The sequence below is a fragment of the Saccharothrix texasensis genome, from assembly GCF_003752005.1.
Classification (GTDB): Bacteria; Actinomycetota; Actinomycetes; order Mycobacteriales; family Pseudonocardiaceae; genus Actinosynnema; species Actinosynnema texasense.
Genome location: NZ_RJKM01000001.1, coordinates 3,351,074 through 3,373,629, shown reverse-complemented (window position 1 = coordinate 3,373,629; position 22,556 = coordinate 3,351,074). Strand labels below are relative to the sequence as shown.

The following is a 22,556-nucleotide window of genomic DNA, read 5'->3' as shown; positions in this document are numbered from 1 at the left end:
AGCACAGCGTTCTCGCGTCGGACACCCCGAAGATGCCCGGCGAGCCGCCGCGCGTCCAGCCGTCGCGCAAGCGCAACTAGAACTGGTCGGCCTCACGTCCTGAGTGATCCAGCTCCACGCTCACCGGCCGGCGACCGCGCCCGCCGGGTCGTTGGCCTACGTCGTCACCGGAGTCGTCTCGAAGGCGTTCGGCAGGTGGAGCCAGGCGGTGGACTCGGCGTCCCACCCGGTGAAAGTCGCGGTGCCGTGCGATGTCGCGACCGGGACGTGCTGGGCCGTGAGCAGGCCGGACACGGTCAGGTGGACGGCGTCGAGGTCCTCGGCGGCACGGGTCCAGCACACCTGTGCGCGTCCGTCCGACGAGCGCGGGTAGCGGCCCACCAGTTGCCCGTAGTCGGCGGCCGAGTCGATGGTGAACACCCGGAGGTCCGCCGGGTCGAACGTGACGGTGAACAGCGGTCGGTCGGGGCCGAACTCCGCCGTCTCGCCCCAATGCCACATGCTGGTGCCCTCTGGGAGGATGGATGAGGTCCACAACGCCCCGACCGGCTTGTCGGGGGCTGTGGTGCTCGCGGGCCCGTCCGCGACCTGGATCGTGCGCGGTGTCGGGTCCGTCGCGTACCGAGCCTGGGGCGACCGCAGTGAGGTGTCGCCGAGGGGCCCGGTCGACAGCCGTCGCAGGACGGCGACGGCGATGTGGTCGAGTTCCGGCGTGGGCCGCGCGGTGAAGTCGCGGCCGGAGTGCCGGAGGGACGCCGCGAAGGCGATGTGCCGGTAGAGGTCGTCGTCGGTCAGGTCGTCGAGCCGGGCGCCGAGGTCGAGATCGCCGAAGAAGTCGCGCAGGAGCAGGCACAGTTCGATGAGCACGGGGCTTCTGGGCTGGTCGGTGGCGAGATCGGCCACGAGCGGACCTCGTCTTCGCGCAGGGTGACTGGCCTCCTGGACTGTAGCGCCGCCTGGCGGACCACCTCGCGTGCAGCCTTGCGGGGTAGCTGGGGCGACGACGGTCCGTCAGCGGTCGGTTCGGTGTCAGAGGTTCATCCGGCCGGGTGGTGTTGCGCTCGCGGGACTGTCCCGGAGGGCGAGAGGCCGGGTGCGCGGGCCGGGCAAGCGCGCAGGTCACCGCGGCGGACCGCGGGGACGGTGTCGGGCCACCGGTCCCCGTGACCCGGACGGGGGTGTCGCGCGGCCCGGCGGGGCGGGGGCATGGTGAGCCGCGTGAACGCCCGACGCCTCGAAGTGCTGCTGCCCGCCGACGTGCCCGCCCGCGACTACGCGGCCGTCGCCCACGCCATCTGGGGGGTGCTGGACACGGCCGGTCTCGACGAGGACGGCTCGCTGCGGACCGACGAGGACACAGCCGAGGACACAATCGAGGAGCGGCCGGGCGAACAGCCGGAGGGCGACCGATAATCGCTCGCCCGCACCCCTCGGGACGACCTGACCCCTCGCCGTGAGCATCCCGCCCGCGGTGGCCGAAGAGCGGTCCGAGGCGCTTGCCGGCGACGACGCGCCGCGGGACGTGTCACGGCAGGTGGGGGAGCCGTTGGCCACCCTCCACGCGATCACGCCGCTGCCGTCGGGCCCGCGGGACCGGGCGGAGTTCGCCGACCTCGGGCACCCGGAGCCGGTGCCGGCGCGCACCGGGGTGCCGAGCGCCCACCCGCTGGTCGACGACGGCCGCCTCACCGGCCTGGTCGCCGGCGGGCGAGGCCGACGCACGGCCGACCGGGCGCGGCGCCGCGCGAACGCCGCCCGACGCCTGCGCGAAGCGCCGTCCGGGGTCACGACCCCGGACGTGCCGGCCGGCGCTGGTCCGGCGCCTGACCTTCCGCCAACCGGCTGTTTCCGACAGCGGTTCAGCCGCGATCCGACTGGTCCTCTCGTACCATGGGGGCAACGTCGAAGAAGGGGAGGCAGTCCGATGACGCAGGCGTACGTGGTGCGGTTCGTCGGCGGCCCCCTCGACGGCCGGGTCGACTCGCACGCCAAGCCGCCCGAGTCCCCGAAGCAGACCGTCACCCACGTCCACCTGCACGGCGGCCCGAAGATCGTGCACCACTACGACCTCCAGTACGCCGTCGAGTACGGCTGCGAGTACCGCCTCCGCGTCGAGGACTAGCCACGCGAACCGGGGCTCTTGACAGAGTCAGAAGCGGCCAACCGTAGACACGCGCCTCACCTGCGGTTTACCGTTTGACTTGCGTGAGAGCGCTCTCACAGAGCTGTGAGTCCCTGCTGGAGGTCCCTGTGCGTTCAATCCGCCCCCACCTGGCGGCCCTCGCGGTCGCCGTGGCCGCGGCTGCCGCGATCCCCCTCGCCCTACCCGGAACGGCCAGTGCCGTCACGGTGGGCGCGGGCAGCTACGCCACCACCCGTCCGGCGGGCGCGGTCGGCCCGTCCGACGCCAACGGCTCGCCCCTGACGCCGAAGGTCACCGCCAGGATGGCCGGCCGACCGGTGCCGACCAACGACTGGTGGTCGTCGCTGGCCTTCCAGCGCTACCCCGGCAACCCCTACTCCGAGAACATGTACGCCCACCCGCTGACGTTCCACGCGGCGGCGCAGGGCCTCGGCGTCGGTTACCCGACCAGCCCGAACATCACCCCCGACGGCCGGTTCTACGAGTTCATGCACCAGGACGACCTGTTCGTCGGCGTCAGCGGCCTCAACTCGCCCCGCACCCAGGTCGACGGCTGGACCGACTGGACCGTGAGTCCACTGTGGACCGACGGGACGCGCACCCTGCGCACGACCATCGGCCACGGCTCGCCGTACGTGTACGCGGAGGCCACCGGCGGCACGGCCCGGGTCGGGTTCAACGGCGCCACCACGATCTGGAGCAACACCGGCACCACCCTCGGCGTCACGATCAACGGCCGCGACTACGCGCTGTTCTCGCCGAGCAACTGGAACGTCGTCGGCACCGCCGAGGCCACCTCGTCGGCCGCCTTCTTCTCGGTGGCCGTGCTGCCGAGCCGCGACGCGCTGTCCCTGTTCCAGCGCTACGCCTTCTCGTTCGTCACCGACACCAAGGTCAACTGGACCTACAACTCGGCGAACGCCCAGCTCACCGCCACCTACACGGCCACGACCACGGCACGCCAGGGCACCCAGACCGGCACCCTGCAAGCCCTCTACCGGCACCAGTGGCTCAACTCCCCCGACACCCTCACCGCCTTCCGCTACACCTCGCCGCGCGGCGAGATGCGGGTGCGCGAGGGCTCGTCGTTCACGACCCGCAGCACGTTCAACGGCGTCCTGCCGGCGCTACCCCTGTCCTCGGCAGCCGACAAGAACCGCCTGCGCTCGGAGATCGACCAGGAGCTCAACGCCGCCGACCCGTGGAAGGGCGCGGGCGACACCTACTGGACCGGCAAGGCGTTGTGGCGCCTGGCGGCACTGGCCCGGGTGGCCAACCAGATCGGCTACACCGACGGCCGCGACCGGCTGCTCGGCCTGGTCCGCGACCGGCTCTCCGACTGGCTCACCGCCACGCCCGGCGAGGCCGGCAACCACTTCGCCTACGACGCCACGTGGGGCACGCTGATCGGCTACAAGGCGTCCTACGGCACCGACGCCGAGCTGAACGACCACCACTTCCACTACGGCTACTACGTGCTGGCCGCGGCGATCCTCGCGCAGCACGACCCGGGCTGGGCGTCGGACTCCCGCTACGGCGGCATGGTCAAGCTGCTGGTCAAGGACGCCAACAACTTCGACCGCGGCGAGACGCGCTTCCCGTTCTTGCGCAACTTCGACGCCTACGCGGGCCACGGCTGGGCCTCCGGCCACGCCGGCTTCGCCCACGGCAACAACGAGGAGTCCTCGTCGGAGGGCATGATGTTCGCCACCGCCGCCGTGCTGTTCGGCCAGGCCACCGGTGACACGGCGATGCGCGACGCGGGCATCTACCTGCACACCACGCAGGAGAGCACGATCGCCCAGTACTGGTTCGACAAGGACGACACGGTGTTCCCGGCGGCCTTCCAGCACGGCACGGTCGGCATGGTGTGGGGCGCGGGCGCCAGCTACAGCACCTGGTGGACGGCCAACCCGGAGGAGATCCACGGCATCAACATGCTGCCGATCACCGGCGGGTCGCTCTACCACGCCGACTACAAGGCCGACATCCTCCAGAACGTCAACGAGCTGCGCGCCAACAACGGCGGCACCGAGGTCGAGTGGAAGGACGTCATCACCCAGTTCCTGGCGCTCGCCGACCCGGCGCAAGCGCTGGCGAACTACGGCTCCGGCCTGCCGCCGGAGGACGGCGACTCGCGGGCGCACGCCTACCACTGGATCACGTCGCTCGACACCTACGGCACGCCCGACACGTCCGTCACCGCGAACGTGCCGACGCACGCCGTGCTGAGCAAGAACGGCGCCCGCACGTACGTGGCCTACAACCCGGGCACGACGACGGCCACGGTGACGTTCTCCGACGGGCAGACCCTGTCCGTGCCGGCGTCGTCCACCGCGTGGCGCGGGCCGGCCGGCAGCGGCGTGGACTCCGGCTCGGGTGGCGTGAACCCGACGTCGACGACCACCACCACGTCGACGACGACCACCACGACCACCACCACGACGACCACGACCACGACCGCTCCGCCGACCAGCCGGGACGCCTTCGCCACCATCCAGGCCGAGTCCTACGACGAGCACAAGGGCGTGTTCAAGGAGACGACCACCGACACCGGCGGCGGCCAGAACATCGCCGGCCTCGCGAACGGCGAGTGGGCGCTCTTCCGGGGCGTCGACTTCGGCTCCCGCACCGGCCGGCAGTTCGTCGCCCGCGTCGCCAGCGGCGCGGCGGGCGGCGTGAGCGGCCTGGTCGAGGTCCGCGTCGGCAGCCCGACCGCCACACCGCTCGGCAGCTTCGCCATCGCCAACACCGGCGGCTGGCAGAGCTGGCGCACCGTGCCCGCCAACATCACCGGCCTGACCGGCAAGCACGACGTCTACCTCACCTTCACCAGCGGTCAGCCCGCCGACTTCGTCAACGTCAACTGGATCACGTTCGGTTCCTAGACCTGCCGCCGCATCCCGCTCCACTCTCGGAGGAGATCGGATGAACGCGAGATTGAGAGGTGTCATCGGCGCCGCGTCCGTCGCGCTGGCACTGGCCCTGATCGGGTCGGTGGTCGCTTACCAGCCGGCGGGCGCGGGGCCGGAAGAGATCCACGCCGTCAACCACGACAGCCACCCGGCCGCACCGGACGCGCACCAGGCCGCGGCCATCGAAGGACAAGCCGGCATCCAGGCCGCCTCGGAGTTCCGCGCCAACTGCCGCGCGAGCCACCGGTCCGGCAACGACCCGATCATCTACCCCAACCAGACCGGCGTGTCGCACGTGCACGAGTTCTTCGGCAACCGGTCCACCAACGCGTCGTCCACGTACACGTCGCTCAAAGCGGCGGGCACCACGTGCGACCCGGTGGTCGACCTGTCCGCCTACTGGGTGCCCACGCTCTACAAGAACGGGCAGCCGGTCGCGCCGGAGAGCGTCACCGTGTACTACCAGGGCATCCACGACATGCAACGCGCCGTCGCGTACCCGCCGGACATGAGGTACGTCGTCGGCAACGCCCGGGCGACCAGCCCCGACCAGAACCCGTCCGCGCGGTGGTCGTGCACCACGCAGTCGCCGTCGAGCCGGGACTTCATGAACTGCCCGGCCGGCACCAAGCTGGAGACGTACCTCGACTTCCCGACCTGCTGGAACGGCCGGGACCTCGACAGCGCCAACCACAAGGACCACATCGTGTTCTGGAACGGGTCGTGCCCGTCCACGCACAACGTGGTCCTGCCGAGGCTGGAGTTCCTGATCACCTACCCGGTCAACGGCGGCGGGCTGTCGCTGGGCGGGACGGTGAACGGGGTGAACGTGACCAACGCGCCGGGGTACACCTTCCACGGTGACTTCATGAACGCGTGGGACCAGCCGGAACTGGAACGACGGGTGCGCAACTGCGTGAACGCGGGTCGCATCTGCGGCACGAACGGCAACCCCATCTAGGGGCGCGCGGGCGGCGGGGTGCGACCCACCCCGCCGCCCGTCCACTGTGGACTGATGCGCGGGGTGGCCCGGTGGTGGCAGGATCGCCGGATGCAGCCAAGGGACCGCCTGCCGGTCACCCTCGCGGTACTCGTCGTGGTGGCGGTCGCGGTGTCGGCCATCCGGCCCAAGGACCACGTCACCTGGCTGCTGGAGGTCGCGCCGATCGTCATCGCGCTGCCCCTGCTGGCGTGGACCCGCCGCCGGTTCCCGCTGACCCCGCTCGCCTACTGGCTGATCTTCGGGCACGCGCTGGTGCTCGCGCTCGGCGGCCACTACACCTACGCCGAGGTGCCGTTGGGCGAGCTGCCGTGGACCGACCGCAACCACTACGACCGGTTCGCCCACTTCGTGCAGGGCTTCGTGCCAGCGGTGCTGGTCCGGGAGGTCCTGCTGCGCCGGACGCCGCTGCGGCCGGGGCGGTGGACGTCCTTCCTCGTGTCGGCGACGTGCCTGGCGGTGAGCGCGGGCTACGAGTTCGTGGAGTGGGCGGGCGCGGTGGTCGGCGGCGAGTCGGCGACGGACTTCCTTGGCACGCAAGGGGATGTGTGGGACACGCACTGGGACATGCTCCTCGCGCTCGTCGGTTCGGTGGTCGCGCAGTGGGCGCTGGGACGTGCGCACGACCGGCAGCTCGCGGGATTGTCGGTGGCGTAGGGCAAGCTGCACCCCGACAGATCTTGTGCAAGTCGTGGAGGTAGGCGATGGCGAAGGCGAAGCAGAACTCGTTGTCCGCGCAGGACATCGATCACCTGCGCGCGGAGTTGGCCGCGGGCCGGCCGCCCGCGGTCTGGTTCACCTCCGCCGCGGTCGGGGTGGAGGCCGGGCGGTCGGCGAAGGTGGTGGCGTTCACCGAACCCGCCGAGGGGGACTTCATCCAGGTGCGGCCGACGGGGGAGAAGGACGAGCTGTCGTTCTCGCCGGCCGAGTTGACCGTGGAGAAACCGGCTCCGCGCAAGCGCGCCCCGGCGCCCGCCGCGGTGGAGACCCCGGCTCCGGCTCCGGTCGAGCACATCTACACGCCCGCGCCGGCTCCCGCGCCCGCTCCGCCGAAGCCGAGGCCCGCCCCGGCGCCGACCGCGCCCGCGGAGCGCCGGCCGGCGGCGCGCAAGCAGGCGAAGCCGGCGGAGGTGACGGTGACGCTCACGTCGACCGCCGACGGCGAGTGGACGGTCGACGTGCAGTGGGGCGCGAAGCGCACCTTGAAGGCCGCGCCGGTGGCCGCGTCGGCGGTGTCGCAGGTGTCGAAGCTGCTGCCGGCGGAGGTCGACGAGGCGGTCGAGAGCGTGCTGAGCGCGGCCCGCGAACGCCACCTCGCCCGGGTCGAGCAGCTGCGGGCCGAGCTGGAGGCGGCCCAGCGGGCGTTGGACGAGCTGAACGGCTGACGGTGCGGGAACCGCGCGGGAACAGGGTGCTGACCAGGCGAGAACACGTATTGCAACGTATTGATGATTGCCGTTCCGCGATCGGGTGAGGGTACTTCCCCTGGCCGGCGGTAGGGGCGGACGGTGGGGTCGAAATACCTTCGGTCGCACGAAGTCCCTCGACGCCGCGGAGGCACAAGATGGTTGTTGAGATCACGACAGCGGAGCAGGCCCAACTCGGCAGCTGCGGCTGCTGCACCGGCTGCACGGGCCCCGGCTGCGGGTGTTGTTCCACCTGCTGACCCCGCACCACCACTAGACCGCACCACCACACCGCAACACCGATCACCCGACCCCGGCCGCCCCAGCGAGCCGGGGCTCGGGCCGACGACGCCGGCCGCCGGGCTTTCGCGCCGAATCCCGGCCGCCGCTCAACTCCCCGGTCACCGCCGACCCAGCTCCCGCGAACCGCCCGACTACCGCGAACGCCCGGCTCCCGCGAACCCCGGCTACCGCCGAACGCCCAGCTCCCGGGACCCTCAGCTCCCGTGAACCGCCCGGCTACCGCCGAACCCCCAGCTCCCGCGAACCGCCCAGCTGTCGCCGGACACCTGCTGATGCCGAGCTTCCAGCCGTCGCCGCAACGCTGCTGGGGTGCGCTGCCGGCTTCCGTGTCCGACGGGGCCCGGGGTGGTGGCGGTCGGGGGTGGTTTCGGCGGGTCCGCTGGTTTTCAACCGAGGTACGGGAACAGTGTTTCCGTACATTGTCGGGCCAGGTTCACCCGATTGTGTTCAGTTGTTATGTGGGGGCTCCGCGGAGTGGGCGGGAGACCCGGCGGGCAGGATAGCGCGCCTGGTGCACGGGTGCCGGGTGACGCGAAGTCGCAGCTACGTGAGACCACAGTCACGGTGGGCACACGGTGCCGCTGGACGGCGCCTTCGCCTCCACCAGGAACTCCTCCGCCGCCTTCGTCGCGCACGCCGACTGGCCGAGCGCTCCGTGCCCGCCGCCCTGCCACCCGACGACGACGCCGGCCGGCAGTGCCTGCGCGGCCCGTTCCGCGCCCTCACGAGGGGTGACGGGGTCGGCGGCCGTGGTCAGCACGAGCATCGGCGGGGCGCCCACCAGTCTCGGCACCTTCACCGCCTGCGGCACCGGGAACGGGCCGCAGGCCAGCAGCTTGCGGGCGAAGTAGGCGCCGAACAGGGGATGCTTGGCGCGCCAGTCCTCCGTCAAACCGGCCACTCGTTCGGGCGGCACGCGGTTCGTCGTGTCATTACAAGCAGTGATGATCCCGGCGTCGATGCGCGGCGGGTCCTCGTCCTGCTCCAGCAGCAGCGGCTCGACGAAGGCGCTCAGCTTGGCGCCGTCGCCCCCCTCAGCGGCCACGATCGCCTCGGCCAGCGCGCCCCACCGCGACCGGTCCGCCAAGCCCGCCAGCACGGCCTCCGTGGCGGTGCCCGGCGTGAGGTCGAAGTCACCGCCGCGCAACGGCTTGTCCCGCAACGCGTCCAGCAACGCCTTGTACCGGTCGGTCGCACCCGCGCCCAACGGGCACCCGCGGACCACGCAGTCCTTCTGGAACGCCGAGAACGTCTCGTCCGCCGCCACCGCCCGCGTCTGCGCCACGGCCGTCGCGTCCAACGTCGGGTCCGGCGCGCCGTCGAACACCATCCGCCCGATCCGGTCCGGGAACCGCGACGCGTACAACGTCAACACCCGCGAGCCCTCGCCGAAACCGATGGCGTTGAGGTGCGGCACGCCCATCGCCTCGCGCAGCTGCTCGAGGTCCGCCGACGCGCGCCACGAGTCCACCCCGGGCAACCGGTTCTCCATGTCGAGCACGCACTCGCGGCTCGCCAACGTGTAGGCGTCGACCAAGTCCTCGTTCGACTCCGCGCCCGGGTCGGCTTCCACGATCCCGACCCGCGCCGCGTCCGGCACGCACTGCACGGGGTCCGACTCGCCGGTGCCCCGCCGGTCGACGCCGATGAGCGTGAACGTGCTCAGCACCGTCGCGGGCAGGCTCGCCGCCAGCCGCGCCGCCTTCAACGTCCCCGGCTCGCCGCCCGCCTCGCCGACCACCACCAGCGGACTGCCGCCCGTGCCCACGCGCAGCAGCGACATGCCCAGGTTGCCCCGCCCGGGTCGGCTCGGCACGTCCAGCCGCACGGTGAGCTGCGAGCACTCGTACTCCCACGCGCCCGCCGGCGCCGAAGCGCCCATCCGGGCGCGGGCCGAGTCCGTGCACGACGACCAGGACAGCCCGGGCGTCTCGTAGCTCTCCAGCGGCGGGACCTCGCGGGAACCGGACGGGACGGTGGCGGCCGACGGCTGCTCGCCGTCACCGCGCACGGCGATCACCGGCCGGGTCGACGGACCCGCGCTGCACGCGGCCAGCGCGCTCAGAGCCACCAAGATCGAAGCGGCGTGACGCCGACGCGGCACAGCGGTCCCCTCGCTCTCTCCCACGGCGTTGGTCTCCCGATGGGTTCGTGCAGAGCCTCACACAGTCCAGGTGAGACTTCGGTGAGCGGGCTGGGGGAGGATGTCGGCGTGGTCACCGTGCACGTCGAAGGCATCCCCGAACGCAGGCTCCACCGGTCGGGGCCGGTCGCGCTCGCCGCCAAGGCGTTCGGCGCGATACCGCCGCCCGCCCTCGTGCTGTTGGGCGTGGTCAGCGTGCAGATCGGCGCCGCGGTGGCCAAGCAGCTGTTCACCCTGGCCGGCGCGGCGGGCACGGTCACGCTGAGGCTGGTGCTGGCCGCCGCCATCCTGCTGGTGGTGTGGCGGCCGTCGCTGCGGCTGGACCGCCGCACGTACGCGGTGGTCCTCGGCTACGGGCTGGTGCTCGGCGCGATGAACCTCAGCTTCTACCAGGCGATCAAGCACATCCCGCTCGGCGCGGCGGTCACCATCGAGTTCCTCGGCCCGCTGGCGGTGGCCGTGATCGGCTCCCGGCGCTGGCTGGACGGCGTGTGGGCGCTGCTCGCGGCGGCCGGCGTGCTGCTGCTGACCAGGGTCGACGGCGGCTTGGCGCTGCCCGGCGTGCTGTTCGCAGCAGGCGCGGGTGCGTGCTGGGCCGGCTACATCCTGCTGACCGCGGCGCTGGGCAGCCGCACGTCCGACGGCAAGGGCCTGGCGCTGGCGATGGTGGTCGGCGCGGCGGTGGCGCTGCCGTTCGGCGTGGCCGAGGCGGGCACGATGCTGCTCGACCCCGTGGTGCTCGTCGCGGGCGGCGCGGTGGCGCTGCTGTCGTCGGTGATCCCGTACTCGCTGGAGCTGGAGGCGCTGCGCAAGATCCCGCCGCGCGTGTTCGGCATCCTGATGAGCCTGGAGCCGGCGGTCGCCGCGCTGGCCGGGTTGGTCCTGCTGCACGAGGCGCTGCACCCGGCGCAGTGGGTCGCGGTGTTCTGCGTCGTGCTGGCGTCGGTGGGCGCGACCCGGACCGCGGGACCCGACGTGTGACCGGACCCGGGCGTCGGGTGAGCGGGCTCAGGCCCGGAGCTTGGGCGCCGGTTCGGACGGCGGTTCCTCGGCGCTGAGCCGCCCGTCGACCAGCTCGCCGCCGCGCTCCTCGAAGATCGCCGCGTAGGTCGCCGCGTACCTGCGGTAGACGGCCGGCAGCTCGCCCTCCACCGTGGCGGCGACGTCGGCGCGGAACTCGTCGCGCAGCCGCCGCATGGTGTTCACGGCGCTGCGCCGCCTCAGGCTGTGCAGGTAGGGCCGGAACGTCACGTTCAGCCCGCCCACCACCGCCGCCATGAGCAGCAGCACCTTGCCCAGCGCCGTTTCCGACGAGGTGAAACCCACCGCCAGCACGGCGGGCACGAAGATCAGCACCACGGTGTAGAACAACCCGGTCGTGCGGTGCACGACCCGCCACATCGACAGCCGGCGGCAGTCCAGCCGCATGCGATCGTCCAACTCCCGGATGAGCGCGTCCACATCAGAGACCTCGGCCACAACCCGCCACGGTACTCACCCGAGCGGTCACGCGGGGCGAACTTCGCCTCGCAGCACCGATTCCACGTCGTAGCGCGCGGGCTGGTCGAGCTGGTCGTAGCCGCACGACGCCGGGTCGCGGTCGGGCCGCCAGCGCCGGAACTGGCCGTTGTGCCGCAGCCGGGCGGGTGCGCCGCCCTCGGTCTGCGAGTACGCGATCTCCAGCACGCGTTCGGGCCGCAACGGCACCCAGTCGGCGTGCTTGCCGCGCCACCGGTTGATCTCGCCGGGCAGTCGGCGGCCGTCGGGCTCCACCAGCCACGGGTGCTCGCCGGTGGTGATGAGGCCCGTGAACTCCTCGGCCAGCGCCCGCCGCTCGGCCGCCTTGAACGAGCCCACGACGCCGACGTGGTGCAGGACGCCCGCCTCGTCGTGCAGGCCGAGCAGCAGCGAGCCGACCGCCGTGCCCGGTTCGGTGTCCTTGTGCCAGCGCAGTCCGGCCACCACGCACTCGGCGGTGCGGGCGTGCTTGACCTTGATCATGGAGCGCTTGCCGGGCGTGTACTCGCCGGCCGCGGGCTTGCCCATGACGCCGTCCAGCCCCGCGCCCTCGAACAGCTCGAACCACTGCGCCGCCAGGTCGCCGTCGGTGGTCGCGGGGGTGAGGTAGAGGCCGTCGCCGGGCGTGATCAGGCCCTCCAGCGTGGACCGGCGCTCCGTGCAGGGCCGCTCCAGCAGCAGCTCGTCGCCCAGGGCCAGCACGTCGAACGCCACGAAGCTCGCCGGCGTCTGCTCCGCCAGCAGCCGCACGCGGCTCTCCGCCGGGTGGATCCGCTCGGACAGCGCGTCGAAGTCCAGCTTGTCGTCCTTGGCCACGACGAGCTCGCCGTCGACCACGATCCGCTGCGGCAGGGTGCGCCGCAGCGCGGCCTCCGCCTCCGGGAAGTACCGGTTGAGCGGCTTGCCGCTGCGCGACTGGAGGAACACCTCGTCGCCGTCGCGGAACACCAGGCAGCGGTAGCCGTCCCACTTGGGCTCGAACACGAGGTCCGCGCCGGTCGGGATCTTGTCCACCGCGGTCGCCAGCATCGGCTGCACGGGAGGGGTCAACGGGAGAGCCACCCGGCCATCCTGCCGGGTGGACCGGCCCGATGCACGCGATGGCGCTCCCTCTTGGCCAGATCGAGCCGCACCGCGGTCGGGAGGACCTCCACGCCGAGCGCGGCGCGGGCCCGCGACACCACCCGGCCGTCCAGCTCCCGCCACACCCGGTGCACGTCCGCGCCGTGCCGCAGCGTGAGCCGCAGCCGCAACGCGGGCCTGCCCACCACGGACACCTTCGCGCCGGCCACGCCGTGCACCTGCTCGGCGTCCGCGCGCACCGCCGCCGCCAGCGCCTTGGCCGTGACGACCACGTCGTCCAGCAGCAGGTCGGGGTGCCGTTCGGGGCGGACCGCGCGCCACGCCCACCGCAGCCCGAGCACGACGGCCAGCAGGCCGAGCGCGATCAGCCCGAGCCGGACGGGCAGCAGGTGCCGCCGGGCCCAGTCGAGCACGACCGGGTCCAGCACCGGCCGGTCGACGGCCAAGCGGTGCAGCACGACGGCGGCGCCGCCGACCAGGAGGGCGAGCACGCCGAGCACGGCGGCCATCACGCGTTCGGTGCGGTTCGAGCGGTTCACGGTCGGTCCTCCGGCGTGGCGTCGCGGTCCTCCGGCGTGGCGTCGCGGTCCTCGGGTGAGGAGCGGAGGTCCTTCGGCGGGATCGAGCAGTCCTTCGGCGAGATGACGACGACCGACACCTTCGGCCGCGCGGACATCGGCAGGTCGTCCACCGCGCCCCGGGCCACCTCCAGCAGCCGCGGCCGCAACGACGCCTCGCCGTGCAGCCGGCTCGTCACCCGGACCCGCACCCTGCGCCGCGACGCGGTGACCGCCACGTCCGCCACGCCGTCCTCCGCGCGCACCCGGTGCCCGACCACGCGGGCCAACGACGTCGGCGTGGTCACCACCCGCACGCCGTCGGCCGGGTCGTCCAGCGGCACCTGCGACACCCCCGCCCGGGACGCCACGACCAGCAGGAACAGCCCGCCGACGGCCAGGCAGGCGCCGATCGGCAGGACCGGCCGGTCCGCCCAGGACCAGTCCGGCCACGGCGGCCACCCGCGCCCGGACCACTGCCGGGCGACCACGACGACCAGCAGCGCGCCCGCACCGGCCAACGCCACCCCGAGCAACGGCGACAGCACCCGCAGCAGGACTCGCACCTACACCACCCTCGGCCGGGTCTCGGCGCTCAGCGCGGACACCGTCACGGCCACCGACCGGACCCGGTAGCCGGTGATCCGCTCGACTTCCTCGGTGACGTGCCGCCGGACGTCGGCGGCGGCCGTGCGCACGGGAGCCGGGTAGCGCAACGCCAGCTTGACCCCGAGCTCCAGGTCGTCGCCCGCCTCGGCGACCCTGACCGCCGCGCTCGGCTCCGCGCCGGGCACGAGCCGGACGGCGTGCGCCGCCACCTTCCGCACCACGGTCGGGTGAATCTCGAGCGAGCCCCGCGCCTCGGTCACTTGTCGCGGCCCCGGCCGAGCAGGTCGCCGAGGTCGAGCTCGCCGTCGAGGACCCGGCCCACGACCAGGCCGATCACGCCGACCGCCAGGGTCACCAGGAACGCGGTGAACCCGCTGGTCGCGGCCAGGCCCAGGACCAGGCCCGAGAGCAGGCCCGTCTGCGTCGCGCTCATCAGCTCTCCCACTCCAGATCGGCCACGACCACGTCCACCGGCGCGGCGCCCGCCACCCGGGCGACCCGCGACCGCAGCTCCGGCACCACCTCGCCGATCGGCCGGCCGGTCCGCAGCACCACCGCCACCTCCACCCGCGTGCCGACCCGGACGCCGAGCACGCGCCGCCCGGGCAGGTAGGAGGCGATCGCGCCGTCCAGCCGCGCCACCTCCGGGTGCGCCAGCAACGCCGCCTCGACGTCCTCCGCCACGTCCGTCACTCGACCCGCGAACCCGTCGGCCCGGTCTCCTCGTCGTCGTCGGGCAGGTGGATGTCGTTGACCGCGATGTTGACCTCGATGACCTCCAGGCCGGTGATCCGCTCCACCGAGCCGATCACGTTGCGCCGCACGGCCCGAGCCAGGTCGACGATGCTCGCGCCGTACTCGACCACGATGTCCAGGTCGACCGCGGCCTGCCGCTCGCCGACCTCGACCGCGACGCCCGCGGTGTCCGCGGTGCCCGCGCCCGGGATGCGCTCGCGCAGGGCGCCGAACGCCCGCGACACGCCGCCGCCCAGCGCGTGCACGCCGGAGATCTCCCGCGCCGCGATGCCCGCGACCTTCTGCACGACCGACGACGCGATCGTGGTCCTGCCCTGCTCGGTGTCCTCGGCCAGCCGGGGGGTGCCGACGTCCGGCTTGGCGGCGGTGCTCTGCGCCACGGCGGATCCTCTCCGAAATCGGTGCGTGCACGTTCGGATGCGGACCGTATCCGGCTCAGCGCGGAGATGTGCTCCAGGTCACCGGATCGGGCGTCACCTTGCGGTACCGCAGGAGGAGGGCGCTGTCGTGGTGCAGCACCGACGCCAGCTCCATCGACCGGGGTGACGGGGGCAGCGGCCCGTTCGAGATCCGGCCGGCGTCACCGCCCGCGAGCAGCGGGGAGAACGTCACGCACAGCACGTCGACGAGGTCGGCGTCGATCAGCGCGCCGAACACCTTCGGCCCGCCCTCGCAGTCGACCCGGAGCAGGCCGCGTTCCCGCAGCGCCGCCAGCGCCAGGTCCAGGGCCACGGTCTGCTCGCCGGCGACGACCACGTCGGCGCCCGCCGCCGCGAGCGCGTCACGCCGCTCCCGCGGCGCGGCCCGGGTGGTGAGGATGATCGGCGGCACGGTGGCGGCGGTCAGCAGCGCGGACGTCGGCTCGATCGAGCACCGCCCGGTCACCACGGCGATCGGCGGCACCGGCGCGAGGCCGAGCCTGGCCCGCCGGGACGCGCGCACCTCCCCCGCCTTGATGCCCTGGTAGCCCTCGACGAGGGCCGTGCCCGCGCCGACGAGCACCACGTCGCACAGGTCGCGGCCGAGCATGAACACCGCGCGGTCGGCCTCGTTGCCCAGCCCGGCGGAGCGCCCGGCCACCGACACCGCACCGTCCACGCTGGACACGAAGTTCACCTGCACCCACGGCCGGTCGAGCCCGGCGGGGTAGTCGTAGAGCCGTTCCAGGTCCTCGTCGGTGATCTCGCCGTCACGTGGTGGCCACAACATCCGCACCGCCACATCCCAGCACGCCGTTACGATCCCGTCATGTCCGCCCCGCCGCGCCTGTCCGACCGAACCCCGCACGTCGCCGCGGACGAGCTGGTGGACGCGCTGGTCCCGCCGCCCCGCTTCGACGCGGTCCGGTTCGACACCTACCTGCCCAACCCGGACGAGCCGAGCCAGGCCGCGGCGGTGCGGGCGGGCCGAGAGTTCGCCGAACGCGTCACCGAGGGCGGCAACCGGGGCGTGCTGGGCCGGCTGTTCAAGCGGTCGGCCGCCGACGACGCCAAACCCGGGTTCTACCTCGACGGCGGGTTCGGCGTCGGCAAGACGCACCTGCTGGCGTCGGTGTGGCACGCCGTGCCCGGCCCCAAGGCCTACGGCACGTTCGTCGAGCTGACCAACCTCGTCGGCGCGCTGGGCTTCGCCGAGACGGTGCGCCGGCTGTCGTCGCACAAGCTGCTCGCGATCGACGAGTTCGAGCTGGACGACCCGGGCGACACGATGCTGGTCACCCGCCTGCTCAAGGAGCTGACGGCGGCGGGCGTGTCGGTCGCGGCCACGTCGAACACGCTGCCGGACAAGCTGGGCGAGGGCCGGTTCGCCGCCGCCGACTTCCTGCGCGAGATCCAGTCGATGTCGGCGAAGTTCACCGTGGTCCGGGTCGACGGCCCCGACTACCGCCACCGCGGCCTGCCCGACGCGCCGCCGCCGATGGCCGACGAGGACCTCGTGGCCAAGGCCCGGAGCACCCCCGGCGGCACGCTGGACGACTTCGCCGACCTGTGCAGCGCGCTGGCCCGCATCCACCCGTCGAGCTACGGCAGGCTGGTGGACGGGGTGACCGCGGTGCACCTGCGCCACGTTCGGCCCGCGCCCGATCAGGCGGTGGCGCTGAGGCTCGTGGCGCTCGGCGACCGGCTCTACGACCGGGACATCCCGGTGGCGGTGTCCGGGGACGCCCTTTCGGAGCTCTTCACGGCCGAAATGCTGCGTGGCGGCTACCGCAAGAAGTACCTGCGGGCGGTATCGCGACTCGTCGCCCTCTCCCGGTGATCTTGCCTGCTAAACCCCCGTTCAGGGGTGGTTTTGCGGGTTGGGCGCAGGGTATCCACCGGCGGTGATGAGCGAAGCGGAACGCCGCACCCTCAGTGAGATCGAAACCAGACTCGCGGACGAGGAGCCGGGCCTGGCCTCGGCGCTCGTCGCCGGGAAACCCCGGCACCCGGTGCTCAGCTACGCCCTCGTGGCCACGTTCGGCGGCCTGGGCGTGCTGCTGCTGGTCCTCGGGGCGATCGGCCCCGCCCTGGCGTCGCTGGGTTTCGGCGCGCTCCTGATGCTGATGCGCGGCTACAGCTGGCGGTGAGCCGGCACCGCCCGCGGTGACCCGAGGGGGTTCCGCACGAGCGGGCCGGCGCACTCCGACCGCAGCGAGCTCATCGCCCGACCGCGCCCAGCCACGCCGTGCACCTCGACCCCCGGACTCCCCCGTGAACGAGGGAGTCGCGTCACACTTCGCGGAAACGGCCTAATCCGCTGGCCTTGCGCGGCGGACATGGCCGACCATGCGCGGGTGGGATTCCTGGACGCCAACGGCCTCGCCTTCCGCCTGCCCGACGGTCGCGAGCTGTTCCGCGACGTGTCGTTCAAGGTCGGCACGAACAGCGTGGTCGCCCTGGTCGGCGCGAACGGCGTCGGCAAGACGACGCTGCTGCGGATCCTGTCCCACGAGCTGACACCCACCGCGGGCAGCGTCCGCGTGCAGGGCGGCCTCGGCGTGATGCCGCAGTTCGTCGGCTCGGTCCGCGACGAGAGCACCGTCCGCGACCTGCTGCTGGCCGCGTCGCCCGCGCCGCTGCGGGCCGCCGCCAAGGCGCTGGACGAGGTCGAGCTCCAGCTCATGGAGACCGACGACGAGCCCACCCAGATGCGCTACGCCGACGCGATCACCGCGTGGGGCGAGGTCGGCGGCTACGACGCCGAGGTGCTGTGGGACACGGTCACCGTCGCCGCGCTCGGCGTGCCCTTCGACCGGGCCCGGTTCCGCGAGGTGCGCACCCTGTCCGGCGGCGAGCAGAAGCGGCTGGTGCTCGAAGCGCTGCTGCGGGGCCCCGAACAGGTGCTGCTGCTCGACGAGCCGGACAACTACCTCGACGTGCCGGGCAAGCGGTGGCTGGAGGAGCGGCTGCGCGAGACCGGCAAGGCCGTGCTGCTGGTCAGCCACGACCGGGAGCTGCTGGACGTCGCCGCCACGCACGTCGTCACGGTGGAGGCCCACTCGGCGTGGACCCACCCCGGCTCGTTCGGCACCTGGCACGCCGCCCGCGCGGCCCGCATCGACCGCCTCGCCGAGCTGCACCGCCGCTGGAACGAGGAGCACGACCACCTCAAGGAGCTCGTCCGCACGCTCCAGATCCAGGCCAGGATCAGCGAGGTGATGGCGGCGAAGTACCGGGTCATGCGGGCCAAGCTGGAGAAGTTCGAGGAGGCGGGCCCGCCGCCGGAGCTGCCGACCGACGAGAAGGTGACGCCGCGCCTGCGCGGTGGCCGCACCGGCGTGCGGGCCGTCATCGTCGAGGACCTCGAGCTGACCGGGCTGATGAAGCCGTTCGACGCGGAGATCTTCTTCGAGGACCGGGTCGCGGTCCTCGGGTCCAACGGCTCGGGCAAGAGCCACTTCCTGCGGCTGCTCGGCGGCGGCGACGTCGCGCACACGGGCGTGTGCCGCCTCGGGGCACGGGTGGTGCCGGGCCTGTTCGCGCAGACCCACCAGCACCCGGAGTGGGTCGGCCGCACGCTGGTCGACGTCCTGTGGCACGGCGAGGGCGGCCGCAAGGGCCTCGACCGGGGCGCGGCGATGGCCGTGCTGAGCCGCTACGGCCTCGCCAAGCAGGGCGACCAGCGGTTCGAGACGCTGTCCGGCGGGCAGCAGGCGCGGTTCCAGGTGCTGCTGCTGGAGCTGTCCGGCGCCACGCTGCTGCTGCTGGACGAGCCGACCGACAACCTCGACCTCAACTCGGCCGAGGCGTTGCAGGACGCGCTGGAGGGCTTCACCGGCACCGTCGTCGCCGTCACCCACGACCGCTGGTTCGCCCGCGGCTTCGACCGGTTCCTGCTGTTCCGGTCCGACGGCGAGGTGGTCGAGGTGGACGAGCCGGTGTGGGACGAGACGCGGGTCAAGCGCGCCCGGTAGACGATCCGCGGCGGCGGTCGCACGTGGTCACCGCCGCCTTGGCCGTCGCGCACCCGGTGGTGCGGACGTCCCGGGTCCAGGTCGGCCGGGCGGGCGGGTGAAGGCCACCGCGGACCGGGGTCGGTGCGGCACACTCGACGCATGGACACCGGCCTGGTGGTGGCGCTCGTCGCCACCGTGATCGTCATCCTCAGCGGAATCGTCCTGGCCGTGCGGACCCACCACGCCCCGGGCCGTCCCGGCGACGGTCAGGCGCCGAACTCGTCCGACGGCGGTGGCGGCGGTTGAGCCGAACCCCTCCGCGAGGGGCCAGGGGGCGCTCGGCATCGTCGTCGGCCTGATCACGGTCGCCCTGGTGATCGCGGTGGCCCGGCACCGGGCACGCCCGCCGGTTCGGCCTCGACCCCGCCGAGGTGACGTCGTGCCACGTGCCGGCCGTGGTGGTCCTGGTCGGGCTCCAGCTCGGCGCGGCGATCGTGCCGCGCACCCCCCGCGGCCGTGGGCGCGTTCGCGGTGTCGCCGGCCCAGGGGCGTGATCGGGTCGGCGCCGGCGCTGCCGGTGCCGCTGGTTGCGGCGCACGTGGTCACCGGCGCACCGGTGGCCGCGGCCACCACCCACCTGGTCGTGCGGATGTTCCGCGTCTAGCGCGACCGCAGTTCCGCCAGCACGCGCGGCACCTCGTCCAGCAGCTCGCGGGCCAGCATCCCGGTCAGCCCGGTGCGCGGCACCAGCCGCTGCCCGGCCATCGCGTGCACGTGCCCGGCCCAGCAGGTGGCGAGCGCCGGGTCGGACTCGCGGGCCAGCATCCCGCCGACCAGCCCGGCCAGCACGTCGCCGCTGCCCGAGGTGGACAGCCCGACGTGCCCGGTGCCGTCCTGCCAGACCCGGCCGTCCGGCGCCGCCACCACGCCCATCAGGTTCACCACCGCGTCGTACTTCCCGGCTATCGCCACCGCGGCCTCCACGTGGTCCTCGACCTCCGACCCCAGCAGGTACCCGCCCTCCACCACGTTCGGCGTGAGCACCACCCGACCGCGCACCGGGTCGCCCAGCGACGGGTGCAGGCCCAGCGCGCCCAGTGCGAACGCGTCGAGCACCACGGGCCCCCGCGTCGCGGGCAGCAACCGCTCCAGCAGGGCGGCCGTCTCGTCCGGGTCGACCAGGCCGGGCCCGACGACCACCGCCGAGGCGTCCGCCACCAGGTCACCCAGCTCGTCCGCCGCCGCGCGCGACACCGCACCCGACTCCGTCTCCGGCAGGCCCACCACCAGCGCCTCGGGCACCGCCAAGCCGAGGCCGGAGGCGTGCCGGTCCGCCACGGCCAGCTGAAGCGTCACCGCGCCGGTCCGCAGCGCCGCGATCCCGCTGAGCAGCACCGCGCCCGGCACGCGCCGCGAGCCGCCCACGACCAGCACGGTGCCGCCGTCCTCGCGTCCTCGCGGCCACTCCCGCAACAGGGCCGACGTGATGGGCTCAGGCTGAACGCGTGGTGGCATCTGCGGTCTCCGTGGGCTCGGCGCCGTGCTCGATCAGGTGGTCGCTCTCGAACTCGCGCTCCAACAACCACGCGCCGTCCTCGCGCCGCCACGACGTCAGCGAGCCGTTGGGCACGGTCGAGTGGTGCGCGTAGGCCAGCATGTCGCGCTCGGGCAGGCCCTCCAGCAGGTAGCGCAGCAGGAACGGCGTGATCTCGTGGGCGAACAACAGCACCCGCTGCCCGTCGAGGTCGCGCAGCAGCGACCGCAGCCGCAGCAGGACGTCGGCCCACGACTCGCCGCCCGGCGGCCGGTAGTAGAACTTGCCGAGCCGGCGCTTGCGCACCAGTTCGTCCGGGTACCGGTTCGCCACGCCGTGCGTGGTCAGCAGGTCGAGCACGCCCAGTTCGCGGTCGCGCAGCCGTTCGTCGACCAGCATCCGGGGGTGCCCCCGCAGCGCCAGCGCGGCGGTGTCGAGGGTCCGCCGGTACGGCGACGCCACGACCAGGTCGGGCCACTGCTCGTGCGGCATCGAGGCGAACCACCTCCCCAGCGCCCGGCCCTGCTGCTCACCGGCGGGGGACAGCCGCACGTCCGCGTCCCGCTCGGCGATGTCGATGACGTCGTCCCCGGCCGACTCGGCGACTTCGCGCGCCACGTTGCCGTTGCTCTCGCCGTGCCTGATGACCCCGATCCACTCCACTCCAGCGAACTTAGTGGCACGGGACCGCGGGGGCATTCCAGGGAGGCGTCAGCCGAGGTGGGAACCTCCGGTGGACGACGTGGACGACGTGGACGCGTGCTGCGAACGCCCGGCACCCGCGGTCGTGCTGTTCCTGGTGGCCCGTCGGGTCACTCGCGATCAGCGGGCAACCGCCCGGACCTGACCGCCGCGACCAGTTCCTCGTGGTCGGCGCACGTCCGGTCGGCGTAGCCCAGCGCGTACCGGGCGATCGCCTCGTCCAACTCCTCGCCGCCCGCGCAGTACCCGGCCAGCAGTCGCGGGTCGACCGACCGGCTGTGCGCGCGGGCCAGCAGCGCGCCCGCGAGCCGGCCGTAGTCGTCCAGGTCGTCCCGCTTCAGCGTGGTCGCGTCGATCTCGCCCTTGCGGTTGCGGAACTGCCGGACGATGTAGTCCCGGCCCTCGATCGTGGTCCAGCCGAGCAGGATGTCGGTCTCGGCCTGCACGAGCCGCGCGCCGTGCACGATCCGCTTGCCCTCGTGCTTGCCCGACTGGCCGGCGTTCCTCGCGGACGCGCCGAGGAACGGCGCCAGCGCCGACGGGCGCGCCTCCTTCGCCTGCAGCACCAGCGCCTCGTCGCCGTTGCCGTGCAGCAGGATCAGGTAGTTGCGCCAGCCGACGCTGCCGGTGCCGACCACGCGGAACGCCACGTCCGACACGCTGTAGCGCATGATCAGGTTGTACCGCGACTCGCGCAGCGTGTCCACATAGGACGGCAGGGCGGCCACGACGGTCGCCGCCGTCTCGTCGGAGATCCGGGACAGCACGGGCGGGTCCGCCACGAACCGGATGTGCTCGCCCTCGCGCCGGGTCCACTTCGCCGCCACCCGCGCGCTGGTGTTCTTGCGCGCCTTGGACGCGGCCTTCGTGAAGTCGTCCAGCAGGTCGTCGGCCTTCGACTTGGACAACGCCGACTCGTCACCCAGCGCGTTCCACGACTCCATGAACGGGATCTCGGCCAGGTGCCGCGCCGCGCCCCGGTAGGCGCGCACCGCGTCGGACGCCGCGTCGCGGCAGCCCTTCTCCGACACGCCGCCCTCCCGGCCCGCCAGCACCAGCGACGTCGCCAGCCGCTTCAGGTCCCACTCCCACGGGCCGGGCAGCGTCTCGTCGAAGTCGTTGATGTCCATCACGATCCGGCCCTCGGGCGTGCCGTACAGGCCGAAGTTGGCCGCGTGCGCGTCACCGCACAGCTGCGCGTCCAGCCCGCTGCGCGGGCCCACGGCCAGGTCGCCCGCCATCAGCCCGGCGCTGCCGCGGAAGAACGCGAACGGCGAGACGAGCATCCGGCCGATCCGCAGCGGCACGAGGTGCGGCAGGCGTCCCTCGTTCGACGCGTCCACGAAGTCGACCACGGACGGCCGGTCCGGCGCGAACACCGGCTCCCGGTGCGCCTGGTGGCTCACCGCCGCCCGCAGCTCCCGTCCGCGAGCCAGGACCTCTTCCGGCTCGACCCACTGTCCCAGCGCGACGGCCGCGCGAGCCCGCTTGCGTTCACCCATGGGCCAA

Annotated in this window: 25 protein-coding genes; 11 read left to right on the top strand and 14 right to left on the bottom strand. The window is 73.2% G+C overall.

Annotation, left to right across the window (positions count from 1 at the left end; genetic code table 11):
• Positions 1–156: 156 nt before the first annotated feature.
• Entirely contained in the window at positions 157–903 is a 747-nt protein-coding gene (locus tag EDD40_RS13580; protein WP_123743219.1) for a hypothetical protein, read from the bottom strand.
• 315 nt (positions 904–1,218) lie between these two features.
• Between EDD40_RS13580 and EDD40_RS13575 the strand changes: the two genes are divergently transcribed.
• From EDD40_RS13575 to EDD40_RS44360, 6 genes are all read left to right on the top strand, one after another.
• The gene (locus EDD40_RS13575; RefSeq protein ID WP_148088785.1) at positions 1,219–1,413 is read left to right on the top strand and encodes a hypothetical protein; all 195 of its coding nucleotides are present in this window, start codon (positions 1,219–1,221) and stop codon (positions 1,411–1,413) included.
• Positions 1,414–1,924: 511 nt separating this feature from the next.
• Complete coding sequence (locus tag EDD40_RS13570) at positions 1,925–2,122, top strand: hypothetical protein (RefSeq protein WP_123743217.1); 198 nt, start codon at positions 1,925–1,927, stop codon at positions 2,120–2,122.
• 128 nt (positions 2,123–2,250) lie between these two features.
• On the top strand, positions 2,251–5,031 hold the full coding sequence (locus EDD40_RS43520; RefSeq protein WP_123743216.1) for a glycosyl hydrolase: 2,781 nt from the start codon (positions 2,251–2,253) through the stop codon (positions 5,029–5,031).
• 40 nt (positions 5,032–5,071) lie between these two features.
• Positions 5,072–6,019 (top strand): DUF1996 domain-containing protein, encoded by a 948-nt coding sequence (locus EDD40_RS13560; RefSeq protein WP_123743215.1) that lies wholly within the window; start codon positions 5,072–5,074, stop codon positions 6,017–6,019.
• Positions 6,020–6,109: 90 nt separating this feature from the next.
• Positions 6,110–6,715, top strand: coding sequence for a DUF2238 domain-containing protein (locus tag EDD40_RS13555; RefSeq protein ID WP_123743214.1), 606 nt, complete (start codon positions 6,110–6,112; stop codon positions 6,713–6,715).
• A gap of 47 nt (positions 6,716–6,762) precedes the next feature.
• Positions 6,763–7,443 (top strand): DUF6319 family protein, encoded by a 681-nt coding sequence (locus EDD40_RS44360; RefSeq protein ID WP_123743213.1) that lies wholly within the window; start codon positions 6,763–6,765, stop codon positions 7,441–7,443.
• Positions 7,444–8,326: 883 nt separating this feature from the next.
• On the opposite strand, the gene EDD40_RS13545 is transcribed toward EDD40_RS44360, so the two are convergent.
• On the bottom strand, positions 8,327–9,838 hold the full coding sequence (locus EDD40_RS13545) for an alpha/beta fold hydrolase (protein ID WP_246037650.1): 1,512 nt from the start codon (positions 9,836–9,838) through the stop codon (positions 8,327–8,329).
• A gap of 165 nt (positions 9,839–10,003) precedes the next feature.
• Between EDD40_RS13545 and EDD40_RS13540 the strand changes: the two genes are divergently transcribed.
• On the top strand, positions 10,004–10,891 hold the full coding sequence (locus tag EDD40_RS13540) for an EamA family transporter (RefSeq protein WP_425471343.1): 888 nt from the start codon (positions 10,004–10,006) through the stop codon (positions 10,889–10,891).
• 27 nt (positions 10,892–10,918) lie between these two features.
• Here EDD40_RS13540 and EDD40_RS13535 read toward each other — a convergent pair whose 3' ends face one another.
• Genes EDD40_RS13535 through EDD40_RS13495 form a run of 9 tightly spaced genes read right to left on the bottom strand, consistent with a single transcriptional unit; the run spans position 10,919 to position 15,642 of the window.
• Positions 10,919–11,389 carry a hypothetical protein gene (locus tag EDD40_RS13535; protein WP_148088784.1) on the bottom strand — a complete coding sequence of 157 codons (471 nt, stop codon included), beginning with the start codon at positions 11,387–11,389 and terminating at the stop codon, positions 10,919–10,921.
• 27 nt (positions 11,390–11,416) lie between these two features.
• A complete protein-coding gene (locus tag EDD40_RS13530) occupies positions 11,417–12,490 on the bottom strand; it encodes an ATP-dependent DNA ligase (RefSeq protein ID WP_123743209.1) in 1,074 nt (357 codons plus the stop codon).
• Positions 12,475–13,050 (bottom strand): alkaline shock response membrane anchor protein AmaP, encoded by a 576-nt coding sequence (locus EDD40_RS13525; protein WP_246037649.1) that lies wholly within the window; start codon positions 13,048–13,050, stop codon positions 12,475–12,477. Before EDD40_RS13525 ends, EDD40_RS13530 begins: the two co-directional genes overlap by 16 nt.
• Positions 13,047–13,634: a DUF6286 domain-containing protein gene (locus EDD40_RS13520; RefSeq protein WP_246037648.1), complete on the bottom strand. Its 588-nt coding sequence runs from the start codon at positions 13,632–13,634 to the stop codon at positions 13,047–13,049. Before EDD40_RS13520 ends, EDD40_RS13525 begins: the two co-directional genes overlap by 4 nt.
• Complete coding sequence (locus EDD40_RS13515; protein WP_342777764.1) at positions 13,635–13,886, bottom strand: Asp23/Gls24 family envelope stress response protein; 252 nt, start codon at positions 13,884–13,886, stop codon at positions 13,635–13,637.
• 47 nt (positions 13,887–13,933) lie between these two features.
• The gene (locus EDD40_RS13510) at positions 13,934–14,110 is read right to left on the bottom strand and encodes a hypothetical protein (protein WP_123743207.1); all 177 of its coding nucleotides are present in this window, start codon (positions 14,108–14,110) and stop codon (positions 13,934–13,936) included.
• Entirely contained in the window at positions 14,110–14,370 is a 261-nt protein-coding gene (locus tag EDD40_RS13505; protein ID WP_123743206.1) for a hypothetical protein, read from the bottom strand. Before EDD40_RS13505 ends, EDD40_RS13510 begins: the two co-directional genes overlap by 1 nt.
• On the bottom strand, positions 14,367–14,813 hold the full coding sequence (locus EDD40_RS13500; RefSeq protein WP_123743205.1) for an Asp23/Gls24 family envelope stress response protein: 447 nt from the start codon (positions 14,811–14,813) through the stop codon (positions 14,367–14,369). Before EDD40_RS13500 ends, EDD40_RS13505 begins: the two co-directional genes overlap by 4 nt.
• A gap of 55 nt (positions 14,814–14,868) precedes the next feature.
• On the bottom strand, positions 14,869–15,642 hold the full coding sequence (locus EDD40_RS13495) for a pyrimidine reductase family protein (protein ID WP_123748004.1): 774 nt from the start codon (positions 15,640–15,642) through the stop codon (positions 14,869–14,871).
• 39 nt (positions 15,643–15,681) lie between these two features.
• Between EDD40_RS13495 and zapE the strand changes: the two genes are divergently transcribed.
• The 4 genes from zapE to EDD40_RS41670 all read left to right on the top strand — a co-directional run bounded on the left by zapE (position 15,682) and on the right by EDD40_RS41670 (position 19,117).
• Positions 15,682–16,692: a cell division protein ZapE gene (zapE, locus tag EDD40_RS13490; protein ID WP_123743204.1), complete on the top strand. Its 1,011-nt coding sequence runs from the start codon at positions 15,682–15,684 to the stop codon at positions 16,690–16,692.
• A gap of 67 nt (positions 16,693–16,759) precedes the next feature.
• Positions 16,760–17,002 carry a DUF3040 domain-containing protein gene (locus EDD40_RS13485; protein WP_123743203.1) on the top strand — a complete coding sequence of 81 codons (243 nt, stop codon included), beginning with the start codon at positions 16,760–16,762 and terminating at the stop codon, positions 17,000–17,002.
• Positions 17,003–17,209: 207 nt separating this feature from the next.
• Positions 17,210–18,829 (top strand): ABC-F family ATP-binding cassette domain-containing protein, encoded by a 1,620-nt coding sequence (locus tag EDD40_RS13480; RefSeq protein ID WP_123743202.1) that lies wholly within the window; start codon positions 17,210–17,212, stop codon positions 18,827–18,829.
• Positions 18,830–18,970: 141 nt separating this feature from the next.
• Positions 18,971–19,117: a hypothetical protein gene (locus EDD40_RS41670; RefSeq protein ID WP_170185061.1), complete on the top strand. Its 147-nt coding sequence runs from the start codon at positions 18,971–18,973 to the stop codon at positions 19,115–19,117.
• Positions 19,118–19,471: 354 nt separating this feature from the next.
• Here the strand turns inward: EDD40_RS41670 and EDD40_RS13475 are convergent, their stop codons facing one another.
• The 3 genes from EDD40_RS13475 to EDD40_RS13465 all read right to left on the bottom strand — a co-directional run bounded on the left by EDD40_RS13475 (position 19,472) and on the right by EDD40_RS13465 (position 22,549).
• The gene (locus tag EDD40_RS13475) at positions 19,472–20,326 is read right to left on the bottom strand and encodes an NAD(P)H-hydrate dehydratase (protein ID WP_123743201.1); all 855 of its coding nucleotides are present in this window, start codon (positions 20,324–20,326) and stop codon (positions 19,472–19,474) included.
• Complete coding sequence (locus EDD40_RS13470; protein WP_246037647.1) at positions 20,304–21,008, bottom strand: histidine phosphatase family protein; 705 nt, start codon at positions 21,006–21,008, stop codon at positions 20,304–20,306. The genes EDD40_RS13475 and EDD40_RS13470 overlap by 23 nt, the downstream gene beginning before the upstream one ends.
• Positions 21,009–21,157: 149 nt before the next feature.
• On the bottom strand, positions 21,158–22,549 hold the full coding sequence (locus EDD40_RS13465) for a DUF2252 domain-containing protein (protein WP_123743199.1): 1,392 nt from the start codon (positions 22,547–22,549) through the stop codon (positions 21,158–21,160).
• Between the last annotated feature and the right edge of the window lie 7 nt (positions 22,550–22,556).